Here is an 18,950-nt window from a genome sequence, read left to right on the forward strand (position 1 = left end):
CTGGGTCAAATTTCAATCGGCAAGGTGGGTCAATTTTCCATCAGCGCCAACACCCCCAGGGCAATTGTCCAACAGCCTGTTGGACAATTGCGGCATCCGGCCAGGCCTCGGCAAAGGCGCGCATATACATCAGGTTGGCGCGGGAAAATCCCTTCATCTCAGGAAAGGCGGTGCGCAGGTCATGGGCCAGCCGCTCGATCACCTTGGCCCCCCAGCCCTGCTGTGCCTGCCGGGTCAAAATATCGTTGCCGATCTGCCAGTAGAGCAGCACCAGTTCGCGGTTTACCGCCAGCGTGGCGCGCTGCTGGGCGCTATGGATGCGGCCTTTGAGGTCTGCTAACCACTCGCCGTAGCCCTCGGGTGGTGTGGTCAGGCTAGCAGGGGTGTCGTTCATGCCATTTTCCCTCGTAGCTTCTTCGGCGTGGCCTTTGCTGTGTCTGCTGTCATCTTGGTATAGAGATCAAACAGCTTCTCCAGTCGTTCGGTGTCGTTCTTGAAGCGACGACCGATATAGATACGCTCCAGCACTTCATCGTTGTGCTCGTGGGCACGGCGAAGGTTCTCAGGCATGGTGTCTGGGTCATACAGGTCGGCGATGGTGGCGGGGAAGTGTGCTTCGCGGGCCAGCAGAATATCTTCAGCGCAGCGGGTCAGGTCGACCTTGTTTTGCTCTGTGAGCCTCGGCACTGGGAAGGTGTTCCAGCCAAGTGTGTTGGAGTAGCGGAAGTCCGTTTTCATTTTTCCGCAGACGGTGCCAATCCAAACGAGGTGCAGGCGGGAGGCGATGAGGGCCATGTTCCAAAGTGGGGCGTCGTAGAGGGCAAGTGCAAGATTTGAGACGCGCACGTCACTCGTCAGCAAACCGCAAGGGAGATAAGCGCGGCGCTCCGACGAGACGCTTGGAATGATGATGGTGTGGTCGTTTCCGATGATAGTCCGTTCAAACTTGTAGGGTGTGTCGAGGCCGGCACGGCCACGTTCACTGCCATGCAGACGATATTCTCGTATGCGGTCAAGCCTCGCCTTGATGGGCGGAATTGAAAAGGCGATCTGCGCTTGTTCGTCAGTTATCCAGAGACAGTACCGTTCTAGGCCATTGATGAACTCTTTGGAGCCAAGGATCGGCTTTATTAGAGGCGCTGCCTCAGGATAAGAGTCCAGCAAATCCCTTGCCTCATCGGGCGTGAGCAACAGATTTCCCTGATCTCTCGGGATGTTCCCGCCAAACATGGTCGATACACCAGAGATGGGATCATTCGCCCGCTCGACGATGATATTTTTGCCGGGCGCGAGATATAAGTTGATGCTTTCAACTTCTTTTCGCTCTTCACCGTCGAAGATGTATTTCTGTTTGACGCCTAAATTGGCCACGCCAACAATTATGCAGGTGACTTGCGCGTTCCTAGCAGCGTTGTTACCCCAGAGAAAAGCTTTGTGGCCAAAGAAAATCTCTTGCCCCGCCATGACTATTCTCGGCCACACCAGCGGAACCTGAACACCTTGGCAGATAGAGTTCGTAGAAACGAAGGCGAATCGGCCTCCGCTGCGAATGTAGTCTGATGCTTTCCAAAGCCACCCAGTGATGTAATCGACAGCGCGCACGTCTTTTTTGGTAAGGCTTTTTATGTCGCTCTTCTGCTCTTTCGATTGATATTTGTCGCCAATATACGGCGGGTTACCGCAGATGTACGTCTCGCCTCCTTCGTTTTCGAAGGCGATTTCAGATTGGTCCAATGGCACGTCGAACAAATCGTTCGCTGCCAGCTTCACGCTAGTCCCCGTCGGCGGGCACACCGCCAACCAATCCAGCCGCAGCGCATTGCCGCAGACAATCCAATTCTGTGAGTCTAACGGTAGAAATTCAGCTAAAGCATCCTGCTGCCCGCGATACAACACATCGCACTGAAACTCAGCAATGATAAGGGCCAGTCGGGCAATTTCTGCCGGAAAGTCGCGTAGCTCGATGCCGCGGAAATTGGTCAGCGGTATTTCGGACTTATTGTGAGCTTCGCCCCGGCGACGATTGATCTCCGCCTCGATATCGCGCATCTGCTTGTAGGCAATGACCAGGAAATTGCCGGAACCGCATGCTGGGTCAAATACGCGGATGCGCGCCATACGCTTGCGCAGGTTAAGCAGCTTGGCCTTGTTGTCGCCCGCTGCCTCCAGCTGAGCACACAGATCATCCAGAAATAGTGGGTTTAATACTTTCAGGATGTTGGGCACGCTGGTGTAGTGCATGCCCAGTGCGCCGCGCTCTTCATCATCGGCCACGGCCTGAATCATGCTGCCGAAAATGTCTGGGTTGATTTTTTGCCAGTTCAGGTTGCCGGCGTGCAGCAGGTAAGTACGCGCCATGCGCGTAAAGCGCGGTACTTCAGTGCTTCCAGAGAACAAGCCGCCATTCACATACGGGAATTTGTTGGCCCAGCCAGGCAAGCGCGGTTCTGCACCGGCACGCTCGGCCAACTTGAGGTTCATAGCGCGGAAGATTTCCGACAGCACCTGGGCGGTGTTGGAGCCGTCGCGCTCGCTGTAGTGCTCAACCGTCGTGGTAAACAGTCCGTCGCCAGTGAAGATATCTGTGTCTTCAGCAAAAAAGCAGAACACTAACCGAGACATAAAATGGTTCATGTCATGGCGGCGTTCGGTCTTGGCCCAGTCCGGGTTCTCGTTCAGCAGTTCGACGTACAGCTTGTTCAGGCGGCTGGTGGCACGCACGTCGATGGGGTTGTCTTTGATCTCCTTGATGGTGGAGATGCCGGCCAGCGGCAGCAGGAAGCCGAAGTGGTTGGGAAAGTCAGGGTAGTCGCAGGTGATGGTTTCACCCGTGATCAGTTCTTCGGCCTCCAGCGTTTGCCCGTCGGTGGAGAGGATGAACTTGGCTTTAGCTTTTATGGTGGCCGGGCTGGCGCGCAAGGCCTTGAGCGTTTCGCCCACGGTGCCAGGCTCGCATGCGGCGATATGAATGTTGCTGCGCAGTAGTACGCCGCCAGGTACATCCGAGGCGTTGTTGTTGCCAGCGCGCAGGCGCTTGAGCGCGGTTTCCTTGTTGCCGAATGCGGCCAGGAAGGTGAACGGGAACTCCGCCGCGTCAAAGGGCTCTAGGGCCAGGTCCGAAATGGCGGACTCAATTTCTACTGCATTCATGGTTTACCACTGTCCAGATCGCTGATGCGCGAAGGCGGCGATTTTAGCCGCTAAAATTTTTGGGCGAGGGTCACATCCCGGCCGGCACATGCCGCTCTGTCGGCCTGGCGTCAGCATCGCAACTCAGCTCTGCTCAGTCGCCTCGGTTTATGCTGGATGCCACTGGATTCGACAGCCGAGCGCCCTGAGCCAGTGAATGGGGAATCAATCATTACACGATGCCGGGGATGATAAAGGAAGGCGCTTCTGCAATGCGAAAAAGCGGCAAATGGGCTGGTGGGTTTCGTCGAATCGAGCTTACGGTAGCTGCCCGTAACCCAAAATGGCTTCGGGGCTTTCACTCAGGAGGTTGCGTCGCCCCCAGAACTACTCTTTTTTATTTTATCTTTCTTTTTAGCGGCTCAGCCTGAGCTGTATTCCAACGCGACGGAGCTCTAGGTGAGCTCCATCCAGATGGTACACAGCTCAGGTTGATACGTGTCACTCTGAGCTGTGTATAAGATCACCACGGCGATTGAGGTTTCTACGCAGCGTTTCTCGAATGCCGGCTGGCAGTCGATCTAGGTCGGTGTGCAATGAGCCTAAATCGATCTGGGAATTACCACCTGCCAGATTGATTTGTATATTCAGACGCTCGATATTCAGTGTTCGCGTACTTGCGAGATCGCCAGCGATCATGGCTTTTTTAAGCTCAGTAACGGTCTGCTGGGCGCGGTCCGGCACGTAATCCCAGGTTACTACGGTATGTGGTAAGCCGGCCTCAGTGACCTGGACCTTTTCGCGTAGCATGTAGTGATTGGATCGGCCGAACTTTTTCTTTGCAATGAAACCTGCTTTTTCGAGAACCCCTAATGCCCGTTTGACCTGTGCCTGACTGACTCCAGACTGTTCGGAAATCCGTTGGATGCCCGGTTTCGATAATCCATGGTCGAAATTGGCGTGTGCCTTGATGACGGCATAAACCGTAAATGCATGGGGCCCGATTCGGGCGACATCACCCTGATCGATCATGGCCCTAAAGACATGAAACCACTGAGTCTGTGCGCGCAGTGGGGCGGAGGTGTTAGTCATTGTTATGCCTCCCACGTAACTGTACGCGCGGCCGGCTCAGGATCCAGGCAGATATCTCCGTGCTGAGCCAGCCAACCGATCTGCTGCTGCCTAGATCATATGGAGCAGGGAATTTTCCCGCTGCTATGTCGCGATAGATCGTGGATCTCTTTTTCCCGACAGCGAGTTCAACCTCGGGCAGGCGAAGGAAGCGCGGTTCCTCTGGGCTGGGTGCAATAGTTTGTGCTGACATTTAACTGGTGCTCAGGCGGTGGCGTTGCAGCGGTCCTCAAGTACTGCAATACGCATATGTGTTGGGAGTGGCGCTCGGATTTTCCTACTGCAAAGCAGGGATGTTTGTCGGGCCTCGTGTTACGGGCCTCCGAGGTTTATTGCCGGCTTCAGCTGTGCGCATGACAGCTGAAGCTGTGTCTTTGGCGTGGGGGAGAGGAAAGACCCTGCTGGTACGGAATAGGAGTCCATACGTTTCTTTAGCAGCCTTGTTGCAGGCGAGCAGGCGCAAAAGGCCTGCGAGATGCTGGCGATACCCCGATGAGGTACCCAGAAAGTCCATTTGCTAACAGCAGATGGACTTCGGATTCTTAACGCCGTAACTGGGGCAGCGTGACGATCCCATGGAGTCCTATGAACGTCCGAGGGATGCCTGATTTTTACCAAGCGGGAATCGGTATTGCAAGCCCAGGCAGTGAGCTCAGGCCTTGATCGCATCTAGGTAATCTGACCAGCGCTGCATCATGTCGCGTCGTTCTGGCAGAAATGACGTTCGGTCGTACGCCCGTCCCAACGGATTTTTTACCGTGTGAGCAAGCTGATGCTCCAGGAGATCGGGGCGAAATCCCAGCACCTCAGCACCTATGGTTCTCGCTGTTGCACGAAAGCCGTGCCCAGTCATTTCGTCGCCGCTGATGTCCATGCGGCGTAACGCGCTGAGAACGGCATTGTTGGACATCGGTCGGTCGCCTCCTCGGGCCGAGGGGAAGGTATACCGATGCCTGCCGGTGAGCGGTTTCAGTTCGCGTAGAACAGCGACTGCTTGTTGGCTGAGGGGAACCAGGTGATCTGGGCGATCCTGTTTGGTAGCAGTTAGCCCTTTCATCTTGTGACCAGGAATCAACCACTCGCCAGCATCCAGATTGACCTCCGACCATTCCATATGTCGAAGGTCTCCGGGCCGGCAGAACAGCAACGGGGCCAGTTTTAAGGCACAACAGACAGGCATTGTTCCGCTGTAGCTATCTAGTGCTTTAAGCAGTGCGCCGAGTTTTTCAGGATCGGTCACGGCAGCAAAATGTTTCACCCGCTTGGCTGGGAGCGTACGTGAGAGATTGCCAATCTGGTTGGGTGGGGTGATACCGGCAGCTTCGGCGAACTCGAAAATCTGTTTGTAGATTTGGGCTACACGACGTGCCGTCTCGCGAGCACCGCGCTTGATGATGCGCTGGAGGTTTTCGACCAGCATGGGCGTGCTGATGCTGCTGATCGGAAGTTTTCCCAACCAGGGGTAGGCATTGAGCTCAAGGCGCTGCCTTACTGTGCGGGTGTACTCCGGATCCCAGGAGGATTCGCGAACAGTGAGCCATTGCTTGGCGACCGATTCAAAGGTGTGCTGGTGATCGAGCTGGCTGACCACTTTGGCCATGCGTCTTTGCAGCGAAGGGTCTTGGCCGCCGGCAAGCTGAACACGAGCGTCATCACGCTTGCGACGAGCATCCTGTAAGCCGACCTCTGGGTAAACGCCAAGAGCAAGGCGTTTTTCCTTGCCCAGAAAGCGGTACTTCAAGCGCCAGTAACGGCCTCCATTAGGCTGCACTTCAAGATACAAACCCTGTTCGTCATACAGCCGGTAGGGCTTGTCCTGGGGCTTGGCGTTGCGGCAGTTGGTGTCTTTCAAGGGCATTGGGGGCACATCCTCTCCGAGCGAGCTGATGAGCGTTTTATGCCCCCATATGTGCCCCCGTCAACCGTGGGATGCCCTGGGATTAGATAGCAAAACGTGGGCAATAAAAAAGCCGTAAAGCTTTGATTTCTCTGGGCTTTACGGCTTTTCTGGGTCTTCCTGGGAAGACAAAATGGTGGAGCCGGGGGGATTTGAACCCCCGTCCGCCAGCTCTCCACTGTCGGTACTACATGCGTAGCCAAATCTATTGAGTTAACTCCGCGCCGCCCGATTGGCAGGGTGCTTGGAGCGAGCTGCATGAGTTTTAACCGTTACGTCTGCAGCGAACTTGGCGGCGATCCTGTTCTATCTGACAGTCATTTCGGGTTTACAGGCATCCCCTAGTGACCGCTGGCGCCGAAGCGACCAGATGAAGGTTAGGCGGCTAGCGCGTACCCTTCGTAGCTGTCATCGTTGGCAACTATAAGTTTGCAACAGTGGATTTACGAGTTCTGTTACCAACTCGGCATGCACCTAGAGTTTTGTTACCGGCGTCGAATCCTAATCGGCCCCATGAAGCGTGTTGCGGCTTCATGTGCTGCGCAGTGTACGCCAGAACCTCTGGCTCGTCGAACGCTTCATAAGTCAGTTTGGGACGCTTTGTCGGCTTTCAGAACGGAACAGAAATCGGCAAGGCCAACAAGCGGCGACCTTGCCTATCTAGGCTCAGTTGCCGGTGCCGCTAGTGCTGGAGCTGCCGGAACTGCCGGGGCCTTCTAGCTCCTGTAGTGCCTTGGTGGAATGTGCGATGCAGGTTTCGGTATCGCCTGATTGCTGAGCCTGGCGCGCCTGCTTGATCAAATCCTCGACTTCGCTAAGGGCTGGCTCGCCGAGTGTCGCTTGGCTGGTAGCCATGTTGTCGTCGATTTCCTGCATGTTGAGCTGACAAAGGTCTTTGTCGGCGGCAAACGCTGCGGGGCTGGCGATCAGGGCTGCTGCGGCAAATAGGGCAAATGTCTTCATGAGAGTCCTCCAGGGAGTTGACTTCCCGGCGGGCCTGCCTGATTTCGCAATTGCGCGGCGGCGCCGAGATGAGTAGAGCCTCTTCCAATACTGGGCTCCTAACTTCGGACTACGGTTGCGCTCGAGCGTTTCATCTTTCGTGACCGACACTTCAGTTGTGCTCGGTCAGGTCGGAGCTGTAGCGGCTCTGGCCCGGCTGTTGCGATTCACCAGATAAACCAGCCCGTGGTAATCAATGCCGCCGTGTTGCGACAGGCCGATCTCGCAGGTGCGGCTGGTGGAGATGCCTTCGCTGCAGACCTGCACGGCGTCCTTCAGGCTGCGCAGCGAATGCGCGTTGAGCTCCGGTGTGGTGAATCCTTTGTCACCGGCGAAGCCGCAGCAATGGATGCCTTCAGGCACCACCACTTCAATGGCACAACGGCGGGCGATGTCGATCAGGGCCTGGGCTTCACCCAAGTGCTGGGTGCTGCAGGTGACATGCACGGCGATCGGCGCCTGCTGGGGTTCGAACTCCAGGCGATCAAGCAGAAAAGTGCGAATGAAACGCACCGGATCGAAGATCTGCAGACGATCATCCGTCAGCTCCTGAACCAGCCGAAGCGTGCAGGGGCTGGTGTCGCAGTAGATCGGGTCGAGCCCGCCGCGGCTGGCCCTGAGCAGAGCATCCAACGTTTCCTGGCGCTTGCGTTCAGCTTGTTCGGCATAGCCTTTGGAGGCGAATGGCTGACCACAGCAGAGGTTGTTAAGGGTGTCCGGAAATACGACTTGATAGCCGGCTTTTTCCAGTAGGGTGCGGGTGGTATCGAGCAGCGGTTCCTGCTGCTGATCGCGTGCCGCCGGGCCCATGGCGCGCGACACGCAGGCCGCGAAATAGACAACGCGCGGTCGCTCATCCTGAGCCGTTGGTTTGGGCAGGTGGAGCCGCTGCAGCGGCTGTGGCATGGCTGACGACCATTGCGGCACACGCCCTTTGCTGGCCTTGCTGAAGGCTTCGGACGCCTTGCTCAACAGGCGCGTGCCCATCATCAGGTGCGCGCCGTTGGCCACATGGAGCATGAAACGTGTGCCCTGTACGGCGGTGCTGAAATGCTCGGCCAGCCAGTTCGCCGCGCGGGTGTTGTCGGCGTTGCGACCGCGTAGCTTGCGCACCAGATCGCCAGTGTTGATACCCACCGGGCAACGTTGAGCGCAGAGGCCGGTAGCCGCGCAGGTCTCGACGCCGTGATAGTCGTAGAGACGTTCCAGCTCGGCCGTATCGATACCGGCGCGCTTTTTCGCCTGGATGTCGCGCCAGACCACGATGCGTTGGCGTGGCGTCAGGGTCAGTCCATTGGATGGGCAGACGGGCTCGCAGAAGCCGCACTCGATGCACTTGTCGACGATCTTATCGGCCGCCGGCATCGGTTTGAGGTTTTTCAGGTGGATCTGCGGATCTTCGGAGAGCACCACGTCCGGATTGAGAATGCCCTGCGGGTCGAGCAAGCGCTTGATCTGCCACATCAGCTGATAGGCTTCGTGTCCCCATTCCAGCTCGACGAAGGGTGCCATATTGCGGCCGGTGCCGTGCTCGGCCTTCAACGCGCCGCCGAACTCTACGGCGACCAGTTGCGTGACGTCACCCATGAAGGCTTCGTAGCGAGCGATTTGCTGCGGGTCATCGAAGCCCTGGGTGAAGACGAAGTGCAGGTTGCCTTCCAGCGCGTGACCGAAGAGGATCGCCTCGTTGTAAGCATGTTTTTCGAACAGCTGGATCAACCGGTTGACGCCCTCGGCCAGGCGTTCGATGGGGAAGGTTACATCCTCAATGATCACCGTGGTGCCCGTCTGGCGCACCGCACCGACGGCGGGGAAAGTGTCTTTGCGGATGCGCCAGAGCTGGTTGTATACGACCGCGTCTTCGCTGAAATCAACCTGTTTCTCCACCGGGAAATGGGCGATGGAGGTCATGATCAGGTTGATCTGCTCATGCAGCAGTGACTGGCTGGCGGCACGGGACTCGATCAGCAGCGCGCAAGCATTGCCGGAAAGGTCCCTGACCCATTCCGGCAAGCCTTTCATGTTCTCCACCGAGCGCATGCTGCGACGGTCGAGCAGTTCGACCGCCGACACCGGCTGCAGCTTGAGCACCGGTACGGCCAGGCAGCAAGTCTCCACGTCCGGGAAGACGATCAGCGCGCTAGCCTTGTGCGGGTGATCGGGCACGGTGTTGTAGGTGACCGCGCTGATAAAGCCGAGCGCGCCTTCGGAGCCGACCATCAAGTGGTTGAGGATATCGAGTGGCTCGTCGTAATCGACCAGCGCATTGAGCGAGAAGCCAGTGGTGTTCTTCAGTCGATACTTGTGGCGGATCTTGTCGGCCAGCGCGGTGTTGGCGCGTGTGGTGCGACCGAGTTCGGCGAGCTGATCGAGCACCGCGCCGTGGCTGTGGCGGACGGAGTCGACGCTGGCGGCGTCTTCACTGTCGACCACGGTGCCATCGGCCAGCACCAGGCGCAGGCCGGCGAGCGTCTTGTAGCTGTTTTGCGCCGTCCCGCAGCACATGCCGCTGGAGTTGTTGGCGACGATGCCGCCGATCTTGGCCGCATTGATCGAAGCCGGGTCGGGGCCGATCTTGCGCTGAAAAGGCGCTAATACGGCATTGGCATTGGCGCCGATCACGCCCGGCTGCAGGCGGATCTGTTCGCCGCCGTTGCGAATCTCGCGGCCGTTCCAGTTGTCGCCGAGGACGATCAGCACGGAATCGGAAATTGCCTGGCCGGAGAGGCTGGTGCCGGCAGCACGAAAGGTCACAGGTACGTTTTGGGCATGGGCCAGTTGCAGCAATCCCACCACTTCGGCTTCGGATTCGACGCGCACCACCAGCTTGGGAATCAGCCGGTAAAAGCTCGCATCGGTGCCGAAGGCCAGCGTCGAGAGCGGGTCGTCGAAGCGCCGTTCCGCCGGAATCAACCGTTCGACGGCAGCGAGAAAGTCGTTCGGTAGGGTGGCAGGCGCGTTCATGCAGGCTCCAGGAAATGAAGCGGACCGCGTCGGGTACCGCGCGGTCTCGTTAGGCTTATTCGACGTGTTTGGTCGTCTGGTACTGGCCCAGTTCGCGAACCAGCGAGTCGGTGCTGATTTCGCTGATGGATTTGGCGCCGGTCAGCACCATCGCCACGCGCATTTCCTTCTCGATTAGGTTGAGCAGGTTGGTAACGCCGGCTTCTCCGTCCGCCGCCAGTGCATAGGCGAAGGCCCGGCCAAGCAATACAGTGTCTGCACCGAGGGCGATCATCCGCACCACGTCGAGGCCGCTGCGAATGCCCGAGTCGGCAAGAATCTTTAGATCACCTTTGACCGCATCGGCAATGGCCGGCATGGCGCGCGCGCTGGACAGTACGCCATCAAGTTGGCGGCCGCCGTGGTTGGAAACGATGATGCCATCCGCGCCGAAGGTTACGGCGTCGCGGGCGTCTTCGGCATCAAGGATGCCTTTGATCACCATCGGGCCGTCCCAAAATTCGCGGATCCACTCCAGGTCCTTCCAGGAGATCGACGGATCGAAGTTGGCGGCGAGCCAGCCGATGTAATCCTCGAGCCCGGTCGGATGGCCCCGGTAGGTAGAAATATTGCCTAGATCGTGCGGCTTGCCGTGCAGGCCCACGTCCCAGGCCCAGAACGGATGGGTCATGGACTGAAGCATACGGCGAATGTTGGCGTTCGGGCCGCTCATGCCTGAATGAGCGTCGCGGTAGCGGGCGCCTGGGGTGGGCATGTCCACGGTGAATACCAGTGTGGTCACACCGGCAGCCTTGGCACGTTCCAAGGCGTTCTTCATGAAGCCACGGTCCTTGAGGACATAGAGCTGGAACCACATCGGCCGCTTGATCGCCGGGGCCACTTCTTCGATCGGACAAACCGATACGGTAGAGAGCGTAAAGGGAATGCCTTTCTTGTCGGCGGCGCGGGCGGCTTGAACTTCCCCTCGGCGGGCGAGCATGCCGGTCAGGCCGACCGGGGCCAGCGCTACCGGCATCGACAGGATTTCGCCGAATAGTTGAGTTTCCAGGCTGAGTTCCGACATGTTGCGCAGAACGCGCTGGCGCAGGGCGAGGCTGGCCAGGTCGTCAACGTTGCGACGCAGTGTGTACTCGGCATAGGCGCCGCCGTCGACGTAGTGAAACAGGAACGGCGGAAGTTTGCGTTTTGCGGCAGCGCGGTAATCCGTAGAGGCAGAGATGATCATTGTTTGTTCTCACCGGTTAAAGACGAGGTAAGTCTGTTGTGCTCCCCGTCTTCGACGAAGGAATCGTTATCGGTCTGGCTTTTTGCCCTGATCAGGCGCTGATTTGGGGTGCGCGATGATTACGGACGTGGATCAATGCCTTCGCCCCGAACATCTCGGGACAAAGGCTGTGCATTGAATCAGGTGCCGACCAGCGGGTCCGTCACACCCATTAGGTAGATTGCCACCATGCCGATCACTCCAGTGAACAGCACGTAATACAGCGTAGGCCAAACGGTCTTGCGCAGGGTGACCCCCTCGCGACCTAGCAAGCCCACGGTGGCGGACGCGGCGACCACGTTATGGATGGCGATCATGTTACCCGCGGCGGCGCCGACGGCCTGGATGGCGACGATCATCGCGCCGGAAATCCCCAGCGAATGCGCGACGCTGAACTGAAACTGGCTGAACATCATGTTGCTGACGGTGTTCGATCCGGCGATAAACGCACCCAGCGCACCCACGGAAGGGGCCAGCAACGGATAGACGCTGCCCACACTGTCGGCAACGTAACGGGCCATGGCGATCGGCATGCTCGGTAGATCGCCGGCATTGACTCCAGAATTGATCAGGATGCGCACCATCGGCACGGTGAACAGCAGGACGAAGCCTGCGCTAAGCAGCACGCCGCTGGACTCCTTCACCGCGGCTTTCAGTTCGGCGGCACGCATGCCATGCATGAAGAAAGTGATCAGCACGACCGCGACGAGAATGCCGCCGGGCAGGTACAGCGGCTCGATGCTGGCGCTGACACCGGTCTCGCCGAGGATATTGGCGAAGGCGATGGAGACCGATTTCAATGCGGCGGTCACCTGCGGAAAGACCCGGCTAATGACCAGGATCGTTCCCACCAGCACGTATGGCAGCCAGGCGCGGAAGGCGCTCATCGGGCGCGCGGCGAGGTCGTCGAGTTTCATCTCGACGGTGCCCACCCATTCGGCCGGCCAGTCTTTCGCATCGGCGAAGTCCCAGGCGGTTTTCGGCACAAGAAAGTTGAAACGAGCAGCGGTAGTGACGATGGCCAGGCCGATCAGGCCGCCTAGCAACGATGGAAACTCCGGACCCAGCAGCACGCCGGTGGCCACGTAGGGCAGGGTGAATGCCAAGCCGGCAAAGATGGCGAAGGGCAGTACTTCGAAGCCGGCTTTCCAGCTTTTTTCCTTGCCGAAGAAGCGCGTCAGCATCATCGCCATGATCAACGGCATCACGGTGCCGACGATGGCGTGGGTGATCGCCACACTGCTAGTGATCTGCTGCATGAAGATTTGCCAGCTCGAGCCCTGCGTAACCAGCTGAGCGCCCAGCGTGGCGGTATCCAGTCCGCTGTTGACGCCGACTATGATCGGCGTGCCTACCGCACCGAAAGACACTGGGGTGCTCTGTACCAGCATGCCCATCAGTACGGCGGCCATGGCCGGAAAGCCAACCGCGACCAGCAGCGGTGCGGCGATGGCGGCCGGAGTGCCGAAGCCGGAAGCGCCTTCGATAAAACAACCGAACAGCCAGGCGATGATAATCGCCTGGATGCGGCGATCGGGGCTGATAGTGGTGAAGCCTGCACGAATGGCGGTGATACCGCCGGAATGTTTAAGGGTGTTCAGCAGCAGGATTGCGCCGAAAATGATCCACAGCAGGCCGAGGGTGATGACCAGACCCTGCAGGCTGGAGGCGATGATTCGGGTGAAGCTCATGTCCCAGACGAACAGGCCGATGGCAGCGGTGAAGAGAAACACTACTGGCATGGCGCGGCTGGCCGGCCAGCGCAGGCCGATCAGTAAAGCGGCAGCGAGCAAAATTGGAGCAAAGGCGAATAGGGCGAGCAGTCCGTTAGACATGTTCGGACTCCCTTGGTCGCGTGGAACGGGTGGGGCCCGGTTGGGCCAGAGGTGAGCGGAGGTCTGGAGACCGCATTAGTAGTCCTCTTCTTATTGGATGCTTTACAGTTGTAAATTGGTAAGACCAATTTATGACGGGGCTCGGCCAGCGTAAGAGCTGGATCGCCGCTGCGTCAATTAGCAAGCTATATACTTTGGTCGTAATGAACCTTTGTTGCGGCGCATTGAATGCCTGACTACGCTGGCATTCGTTCAGTGGTCAAACCAATCGAGGAAGTCATGGAAGTGGGAATGGTGCGTCAGCGGAGGCTGGCCGATAACATTGTGGAACAGCTCGAAACCATGATTCTCGAGGGCACGCTCAAGGCTGGGGAGCGCCTGCCTGCTGAGCGGGTGTTGGCCGAGCAATTCGGTGTGTCCCGTCCTTCATTGCGCGAAGCCATCCAGAAGCTTGCGGCGAAGGGGTTGTTGATCAGCCGTCACGGCGGCGGCAATTTCGTTGCCGAGTCCTTGGGCTCGACGTTCAGCGATCCGCTGCTGCATTTGCTGGAAAACAACGCGGACGCACAACGCGATCTACTGGAATTCCGTCATACGCTGGAAGGCAGCTGCGCTTATTACGCCGCGCTGCGGGCCACAGAGGTCGATCAGCAACGGCTCGGCGAAGCATTCGCGGCGCTGCAGGACTGCTATCTGCGTGAGGGCACGGTGACCCGAGCCGAGGAGGGCGCCGCCGATGCGCGCTTTCATCTGGCCATCGCCGAGGCCAGTCACAACGCCGTGTTGCTGCATACGATCCGTGGCCTGTTCGATCTGCTCAAGCGCAACGTGGTGACCAACATCGGTGGCATGTATGCGCTGCGCAAGGAGACTCGCAACATGCTCATGAAGCAGCATCAGGAGCTCTACGATGCGATTATTTGCCGTCAAGCCAACGAGGCGCGCGACGTGACCCATCGCCATATCAGCTACGTGCAGGAAGTGCTTGCCGAAGGGCAACAGGAAGCGCAGCGGCTGGCGCGAGCGCAGCGGCGGCAAGGTAGGGTCGAGAAGCCCACTGAGGGCTAAAGCAATGGGGCCGAGACGGCTGGATAGCTGCGTTGCTAAAAGCGGGAAAGACGCTTCTCCCCGCTCGGGCTGGGCCGGTCAGTCTTCCTTGCCCTTGGTGCGCATGGCGCGTTGAATTTCGCGGTCGGAGTCGCGCTCTTTCTCCGTATGGCGCTTGTCGAACTCTTTCTTGCCCTTGCCTAAGGCAATATCGCACTTGATCAGATGCTTTTTCCAATAGATCGACAGCGCAATGCAGGCGTAGCCCTTCTGCTGTACCGCGCCGAACAGCTTGCCCAGCTCGCGCTTGTTCAACAGCAATTTTCGAGTGCGGGTGGGGTCGGCGATCACGTGAGTGCTGGCTGTGGTGAGCGGTGTGATGTGACAGCCCATCAGCCAGGCTTCGCCATCTTTCAATAGCACGTAGCTATCGACGAGTTGCGCCTTGCCGGCACGGAGGCTCTTTACTTCCCAGCCGGCCAGAACGAGGCCCGCCTCGAATTTTTGTTCGATGAAGTAGTCGTGTAGCGCTTTTTTGTTTAGCGCGATGGTCCCAGGGGACTGTTTCTTCTGTTTGGCCATAGGCTGCGCATTATAGGGAGTCCCGCTGCGGCTGGCGATAACCAGCACGCTGCGATGGTATGAAACTTGAGAGGGGCGCGCTTATCCCAGACAATGTGCTTTTTGCGCGCGTTCAGGCCCAGTGCGGCGGAACCTGCGTATGGCTCTTGCTCTCGGTGATTGCTCGTCGCCGCTTGCTGTGGCGGTTTCTGACCGTCGAATGACGAAGAAAGGTCTACATGACGACGCATATTCAACGCTCGGCATTACTGCCGTATCCGGCGCACGCGCTGTTCGACATGGTCAATGATGTGGCCAGCTACCCGCAGTTTCTGCCTTGGTGTTCGGCTACCGAGGTGTTGTTCAGTAGCGAGACTCGGATGCAGGCAAGTATGACGGTAGCGAAAGCCGGCATCAGTCAGCGCTTCCTCACGTGTAACGAGTTGCAGTCTGGTAAGCGCATCGAGATGACTCTCGAAGAGGGTCCGTTTAGTCATCTGCATGGCATCTGGGAATTCAAGGCGCTGGGTGAGAAGGCCTGCAAGATCAGCCTCGATCTAACCTTCGATTACGCCGGTCCGTTGGTCCGGGCCACGCTTGGGCCGTTATTCAATCAGGCCGCCAATACCTTGGTCGATGCGTTCTGTGATCGAGCGAAACAGCTCTATGGATAAGCCGATCATCGCGGTCGAGGTAGTCTATGCGCTTGCCGACAAGCAGAAGCTGCTGCGCCTGACCGTGCCTCAGGGCACAACCATGCGCCAGGCGGCGGTGCTTTCCGGATTGGACGGTTTCTTTCCGGGGCTGGACCTGCAGTCCGCACCGCTTGGTATTTTCGGCAAGTCGGTACCCAGGCCGGACGAGCGCGTGCTTGAAGAAGGCGAGCGAGTAGAAATTTATAGGCCGTTGATTGCCGATCCGAAGGAAGTGCGTAAGCAGCGCGCGGCGAAGGCGGCGCAGAGCAGGGCCAGCGAGTCGTGCGGTGGCTCGACTGCTTAGGGTTGTGGCAGTCAGTAGCGAGAAAGCCTGAAGTGCCAGGCTTTCTTTTTATCTCTGTGCCTAGTGGCCTGTGTGGCTAGCTCAATTAGTCAATTTCGGCGCCTGAGGCCCCGATACGGCGTTGCTGCTCCTCGCCATAGCCAGCTATGACTCGTCGCAGCGCCTTGTCTCGGAATCTCAGCTACCCGATTGGGTTAACCAACTAGCCGTACAGGCCACTAGTTTGTTTCCAGGGGATCCGGAGCTGGCACCGGGGCCGGCTCGGCAGCGTCGACGTCGCGCTGGATCTGCTCAAGCAGTGAACCGGGTTCGGTCGCCTCTGGCTCGGTGCGTACCGGTGTTTCGATGGCAGGCTGATCAGTGCCGAGGATCGCCTCGTCGCGGCTGACGCCCGGCTTGAAATCACCGGCCAAGCCTGCCAGCTGGTCGTTACCATTGAATACCAGGCTTACACGTTCCTGCTGGCGCTGACTGCCGCCCGGCTGGATGCTGTATAGGTAATCCCAGCGGTCGGCATGGAAGGTGTCGGTGATCAGCGGGTTGCCCATAATAAACCGTACTTGCGAGCGGGTCATTCCAGGGCGTAACTGGTCTATCATGTCCTGTGTAACGACATTGCCCTGTTGAATGTCGACCTTGTAAACCCCGGGGAATGAACAACCGGCGAGTGCGAACAGGCCCACAAGCGTGAGACTGGACAGCATGAGCTTGGTGTTTTGCATCGGTAGGTGACTTCCACTATCTTGGCTGGGCAAAGACCCGGATCATACCCGTATTGAAGGAGGCTGCGAAACAGCAGCAGCGAGAAAGCCAACCATGGTTGAAAATAGCGAACTACGCAAAGCTGGCCTCAAAGTAACCCTGCCACGGGTCAAAATCCTGCAGATGCTGGATACCACCGACCGGCGTCACATGAGCGCTGAGGACGTCTATAAAGCATTGATGGAAGCCGGCGAAGATGTCGGTCTGGCAACTGTCTACCGTGTGTTGACCCAGTTCGAGGCGGCCGGCCTCGTGGTTCGGCATAATTTCGACGGTGGCCATGCTGTATTCGAGCTCGCCGACAGCGGGCATCACGACCATATGGTCTGTGTCGACAGTGGCGATGTCATCGAGTTTTTCGACTCTGAAATCGAAAAATTGCAGAAAGAAATCGTCAAACGCCACGGTTACGAGCTGGTCGATCACAATTTGGTGCTTTACGTGCGCAAAAAGGCTGAATGATCAGCGCTGCACGCAGCGGAAAAGGCGGCCCGTAGGTCGCCTTTTTTGTATCTGTTAAGAGGCTTGGGCTGAGCCAATCATCTGTCGGGCGTGGGCCAGCGCCTGTTCGGTCAAATCGACTCCGCCGAGCATGCGGGCGATTTCTTCGACGCGTTCGCCCTCTTCCAGTGCGGCAACTGCCGTATGGGTCTCGTCCTTGCCGCGAGCCTTGTGCACGAACAGGTGATGGTGCCCTTGCGCCGCTACTTGCGGCAGGTGGGTGACGGTAAGTACTTGCCCGCGTTCACCGAGGCGTCGCAGCAACTGCCCGACCACTTCGGCGGTGGGGCCCCCGATACCGACGTCCACTTCGTCGAACACCAGTGTCGGGATTCGTGAGGTCTGGGCGGTGATTACTTGAATCGCAAGACTGATTCGCGACAGTTCGCCGCCAGAGGCGACCTTCGTCAATGGGCGCAATGGCTGTCCCGGATTGGCGCTGACGAGAAATTCCACCTGTTCCAGTCCGTGCGGCATCAGCTCGCCCTCCGCTGTCGGCTTGAGCACCACGCTGAATTTGCCGCCAGGCATGCCCAGTCGCTGAATTTCCGCTTCGACAGCCACGGCAAGCGATTCGGCGGCCTGCTGGCGTGCAGCGCTCAGCTCCTCAGCTTTTTCAAGGTAATGTCGGGCATACGCGGCGAGCTCTTCGCTGAGTTGTTCCAGTGCGTCATCATTGGCGTTCAAGCTTTCAAGCTCTTCAAACAGCCGCTGCTGCAATGCTGGAAGCTCCGGCGGCTGCACTCGATGCTTGCGCGCTAGGGTATAAATGCTATCCAGGCGCTCTTCCAGCGCCTGCTGGCGCTGCGGGTCGGAGTCGAAATGGTCGAGGAAGCGGTTCAGCTCGCCGACTGCTTCTTCTACCTGTATTTGTGCACTGGACAGTAAGTTAACCGCCTCGCCGAGCGCGCCGGGCTGATTCTGGAATCCGGTGAGGCGCTGCAGGCTCGAGGTCAGTGCTGACAGCACGTTGCCCGCATCACTCTCGCTGCATAGGTCGATCACCTGGCGGCAGGCGCCGAGTAGATGTTCGGCGTTGGCGAGGTTCTTGTGCTCTTGCTCCAGCTGCTCCAGCTCGTCTTCGCCGAGCGCCAGGGTTTCTAGTTCTTCCAGTTGATAGCTCAGCAACTGATGGCGTGCGCGTTGTTCATCGCTGCTGTTGCTCAGTCGCTCCAGGCTTTGCCGGGTCTGCCGCCAGCGCTGCGCGGCCAGTTGAACCTGGCGGGCGAGGTCCTGACTGCCGCTGTATTCATCGAGCAGCCGCCTGTGAGTGTCGAGCTTGAGCAGCGACTGGTGTTCGTGCTGGCTGTGAATATCGATAAGCAGCTCGCCGAGCGCCTTCAGATCGCCCTGTGGGCAGGGCGTGCCATTGATATAGCCGCGCGAGCGGCCTTCGGCGGTGATCACTCGGCGGAGAATGCACGGACCGTCATTGTCCAGATCGCGTTCGGCCAACCAGGCTCTGGCATCGGGAATGTCATCCAGATCGAAGCTGGCGAGAATGTCCGCCTTGTCCGCGCCGATACGTACCACGCTGCTGTCCGCGCGGTCGCCGAGGGTGAGGCCTAGGGCGTCGAGCATGATCGACTTGCCGGCGCCGGTTTCCCCGCTGATTACGCTCATGCCGCGTTTCAGCTCGAGGTCGAGGTGCTCGACGATGGCGTAGTTGTGAACGGAGAGGTGGACCAGCATGGCAGGGCTCCTGCGTAGGTGACTGGCTATTTATACAGTGCTTTCGCTGGCGGCTTCAAGCTGCTCGGCATAAGTGGTGTGTCAACAAAGTGTGCGCGTTGGCTCTGGGCGAGGCTTGGCGGTGCTGAGGCTCATTCGAGATGCGGATTGCCCTTGAAGCCGAGTT

General features: G+C 58.5%; 15 protein-coding genes, 1 other RNA gene and 1 pseudogene. 4 read left to right on the forward strand and 13 right to left on the reverse strand.

Features of this window, described 5'->3' with window-relative positions:
- Window positions 1-52: 52 nt before the first annotated feature.
- The 10 genes and pseudogenes from AC2LD7_RS06855 to AC2LD7_RS06900 all read right to left on the reverse strand — a co-directional run.
- Window positions 53-394: pseudogene (locus AC2LD7_RS06855) on the reverse strand (DUF1016 N-terminal domain-containing protein); the annotation flags it as partial.
- Window positions 391-3,150 (reverse strand): class I SAM-dependent DNA methyltransferase, encoded by a 2,760-nt coding sequence (locus AC2LD7_RS06860; RefSeq protein ID WP_042926692.1) that lies wholly within the window; start codon window positions 3,148-3,150, stop codon window positions 391-393. The pseudogene AC2LD7_RS06855 and the gene AC2LD7_RS06860, both read right to left, overlap by 4 nt.
- Before the next feature lie 480 nt (window positions 3,151-3,630).
- Complete coding sequence (locus tag AC2LD7_RS06865) at window positions 3,631-4,221, reverse strand: helix-turn-helix domain-containing protein (RefSeq protein WP_042926691.1); 591 nt, start codon at window positions 4,219-4,221, stop codon at window positions 3,631-3,633.
- Window positions 4,214-4,453: a helix-turn-helix transcriptional regulator gene (locus AC2LD7_RS06870; RefSeq protein ID WP_081262886.1), complete on the reverse strand. Its 240-nt coding sequence runs from the start codon at window positions 4,451-4,453 to the stop codon at window positions 4,214-4,216. The genes AC2LD7_RS06865 and AC2LD7_RS06870 overlap by 8 nt, the downstream gene beginning before the upstream one ends.
- Window positions 4,454-4,912: 459 nt before the next feature.
- Window positions 4,913-6,118 carry a tyrosine-type recombinase/integrase gene (locus AC2LD7_RS06875; protein ID WP_042926690.1) on the reverse strand — a complete coding sequence of 402 codons (1,206 nt, stop codon included), beginning with the start codon at window positions 6,116-6,118 and terminating at the stop codon, window positions 4,913-4,915.
- 173 nt (window positions 6,119-6,291) lie between these two features.
- Window positions 6,292-6,670, reverse strand: a transfer-messenger RNA (tmRNA) gene (ssrA, locus tag AC2LD7_RS06880).
- 153 nt (window positions 6,671-6,823) lie between these two features.
- A complete protein-coding gene (locus tag AC2LD7_RS06885; protein ID WP_484597019.1) occupies window positions 6,824-7,120 on the reverse strand; it encodes a hypothetical protein in 297 nt (98 codons plus the stop codon).
- Between the two features lie 165 nt (window positions 7,121-7,285).
- Complete coding sequence (locus tag AC2LD7_RS06890; protein WP_484597020.1) at window positions 7,286-10,123, reverse strand: FAD-binding and (Fe-S)-binding domain-containing protein; 2,838 nt, start codon at window positions 10,121-10,123, stop codon at window positions 7,286-7,288.
- Window positions 10,124-10,178: 55 nt separating this feature from the next.
- Window positions 10,179-11,348 carry an FMN-dependent L-lactate dehydrogenase LldD gene (gene lldD, locus AC2LD7_RS06895; protein ID WP_484597021.1) on the reverse strand — a complete coding sequence of 390 codons (1,170 nt, stop codon included), beginning with the start codon at window positions 11,346-11,348 and terminating at the stop codon, window positions 10,179-10,181.
- Between the two features lie 179 nt (window positions 11,349-11,527).
- Window positions 11,528-13,222, reverse strand: a complete 1,695-nt coding sequence (locus tag AC2LD7_RS06900; protein ID WP_484597022.1) for an L-lactate permease — start codon at window positions 13,220-13,222, stop codon at window positions 11,528-11,530.
- A 279-nt stretch (window positions 13,223-13,501) separates the two neighbouring features.
- Here AC2LD7_RS06900 and AC2LD7_RS06905 point away from each other — a divergent pair, with 279 nt between their 5' ends.
- Window positions 13,502-14,290 (forward strand): GntR family transcriptional regulator, encoded by a 789-nt coding sequence (locus AC2LD7_RS06905; protein ID WP_484597144.1) that lies wholly within the window; start codon window positions 13,502-13,504, stop codon window positions 14,288-14,290.
- 78 nt (window positions 14,291-14,368) lie between these two features.
- Here the strand turns inward: AC2LD7_RS06905 and smpB are convergent, their stop codons facing one another.
- Window positions 14,369-14,851: an SsrA-binding protein SmpB gene (gene smpB / locus AC2LD7_RS06910; protein WP_484597023.1), complete on the reverse strand. Its 483-nt coding sequence runs from the start codon at window positions 14,849-14,851 to the stop codon at window positions 14,369-14,371.
- A 218-nt stretch (window positions 14,852-15,069) separates the two neighbouring features.
- On the opposite strand from smpB, the gene AC2LD7_RS06915 reads away from it, so the two are divergent.
- Both AC2LD7_RS06915 and AC2LD7_RS06920 read left to right on the forward strand, forming a co-directional pair.
- Window positions 15,070-15,504: a type II toxin-antitoxin system RatA family toxin gene (locus tag AC2LD7_RS06915; protein WP_484597024.1), complete on the forward strand. Its 435-nt coding sequence runs from the start codon at window positions 15,070-15,072 to the stop codon at window positions 15,502-15,504.
- On the forward strand, window positions 15,497-15,829 hold the full coding sequence (locus AC2LD7_RS06920) for an RnfH family protein (protein WP_484597025.1): 333 nt from the start codon (window positions 15,497-15,499) through the stop codon (window positions 15,827-15,829). Before AC2LD7_RS06915 ends, AC2LD7_RS06920 begins: the two co-directional genes overlap by 8 nt.
- Window positions 15,830-16,047: 218 nt before the next feature.
- Here AC2LD7_RS06920 and AC2LD7_RS06925 read toward each other — a convergent pair whose 3' ends face one another.
- Window positions 16,048-16,551 (reverse strand): outer membrane protein assembly factor BamE, encoded by a 504-nt coding sequence (locus AC2LD7_RS06925; protein WP_484597026.1) that lies wholly within the window; start codon window positions 16,549-16,551, stop codon window positions 16,048-16,050.
- Between the two features lie 94 nt (window positions 16,552-16,645).
- On the opposite strand from AC2LD7_RS06925, the gene fur reads away from it, so the two are divergent.
- Window positions 16,646-17,053 (forward strand): ferric iron uptake transcriptional regulator, encoded by a 408-nt coding sequence (fur, locus tag AC2LD7_RS06930; protein ID WP_255981111.1) that lies wholly within the window; start codon window positions 16,646-16,648, stop codon window positions 17,051-17,053.
- A gap of 54 nt (window positions 17,054-17,107) precedes the next feature.
- Here the strand turns inward: fur and recN are convergent, their stop codons facing one another.
- Window positions 17,108-18,784, reverse strand: coding sequence for a DNA repair protein RecN (recN, locus tag AC2LD7_RS06935; protein ID WP_484597027.1), 1,677 nt, complete (start codon window positions 18,782-18,784; stop codon window positions 17,108-17,110).
- Between the last annotated feature and the right edge of the window lie 166 nt (window positions 18,785-18,950).

Source organism: Stutzerimonas sp. (genome assembly GCF_982611455.1).

Bases quoted from the DNA above. Each gene is read 5' to 3' on its own strand.
- AC2LD7_RS06860 (WP_042926692.1), bottom strand. From the start codon at position 3,150: ATGAATGCAGTAGAAATTGAGTCCGCCATTTCGGACCTGGCCCTAGAG.
- AC2LD7_RS06865 (WP_042926691.1), bottom strand. From the start codon at position 4,221: ATGACTAACACCTCCGCCCCACTGCGCGCACAGACTCAGTGGTTTCAT.
- AC2LD7_RS06870 (WP_081262886.1), bottom strand. From the start codon at position 4,453: ATGTCAGCACAAACTATTGCACCCAGCCCAGAGGAACCGCGCTTCCTT.
- AC2LD7_RS06875 (WP_042926690.1), bottom strand. From the start codon at position 6,118: ATGCCCTTGAAAGACACCAACTGCCGCAACGCCAAGCCCCAGGACAAG.
- AC2LD7_RS06885 (WP_484597019.1), bottom strand. From the start codon at position 7,120: ATGAAGACATTTGCCCTATTTGCCGCAGCAGCCCTGATCGCCAGCCCC.
- AC2LD7_RS06890 (WP_484597020.1), bottom strand. From the start codon at position 10,123: ATGAACGCGCCTGCCACCCTACCGAACGACTTTCTCGCTGCCGTCGAA.
- lldD (WP_484597021.1), bottom strand. From the start codon at position 11,348: ATGATCATCTCTGCCTCTACGGATTACCGCGCTGCCGCAAAACGCAAA.
- AC2LD7_RS06900 (WP_484597022.1), bottom strand. From the start codon at position 13,222: ATGTCTAACGGACTGCTCGCCCTATTCGCCTTTGCTCCAATTTTGCTC.
- AC2LD7_RS06905 (WP_484597144.1), top strand. From the start codon at position 13,502: ATGGAAGTGGGAATGGTGCGTCAGCGGAGGCTGGCCGATAACATTGTG.
- smpB (WP_484597023.1), bottom strand. From the start codon at position 14,851: ATGGCCAAACAGAAGAAACAGTCCCCTGGGACCATCGCGCTAAACAAA.
- AC2LD7_RS06915 (WP_484597024.1), top strand. From the start codon at position 15,070: ATGACGACGCATATTCAACGCTCGGCATTACTGCCGTATCCGGCGCAC.
- AC2LD7_RS06920 (WP_484597025.1), top strand. From the start codon at position 15,497: ATGGATAAGCCGATCATCGCGGTCGAGGTAGTCTATGCGCTTGCCGAC.
- AC2LD7_RS06925 (WP_484597026.1), bottom strand. From the start codon at position 16,551: ATGCAAAACACCAAGCTCATGCTGTCCAGTCTCACGCTTGTGGGCCTG.
- fur (WP_255981111.1), top strand. From the start codon at position 16,646: ATGGTTGAAAATAGCGAACTACGCAAAGCTGGCCTCAAAGTAACCCTG.
- recN (WP_484597027.1), bottom strand. From the start codon at position 18,784: ATGCTGGTCCACCTCTCCGTTCACAACTACGCCATCGTCGAGCACCTC.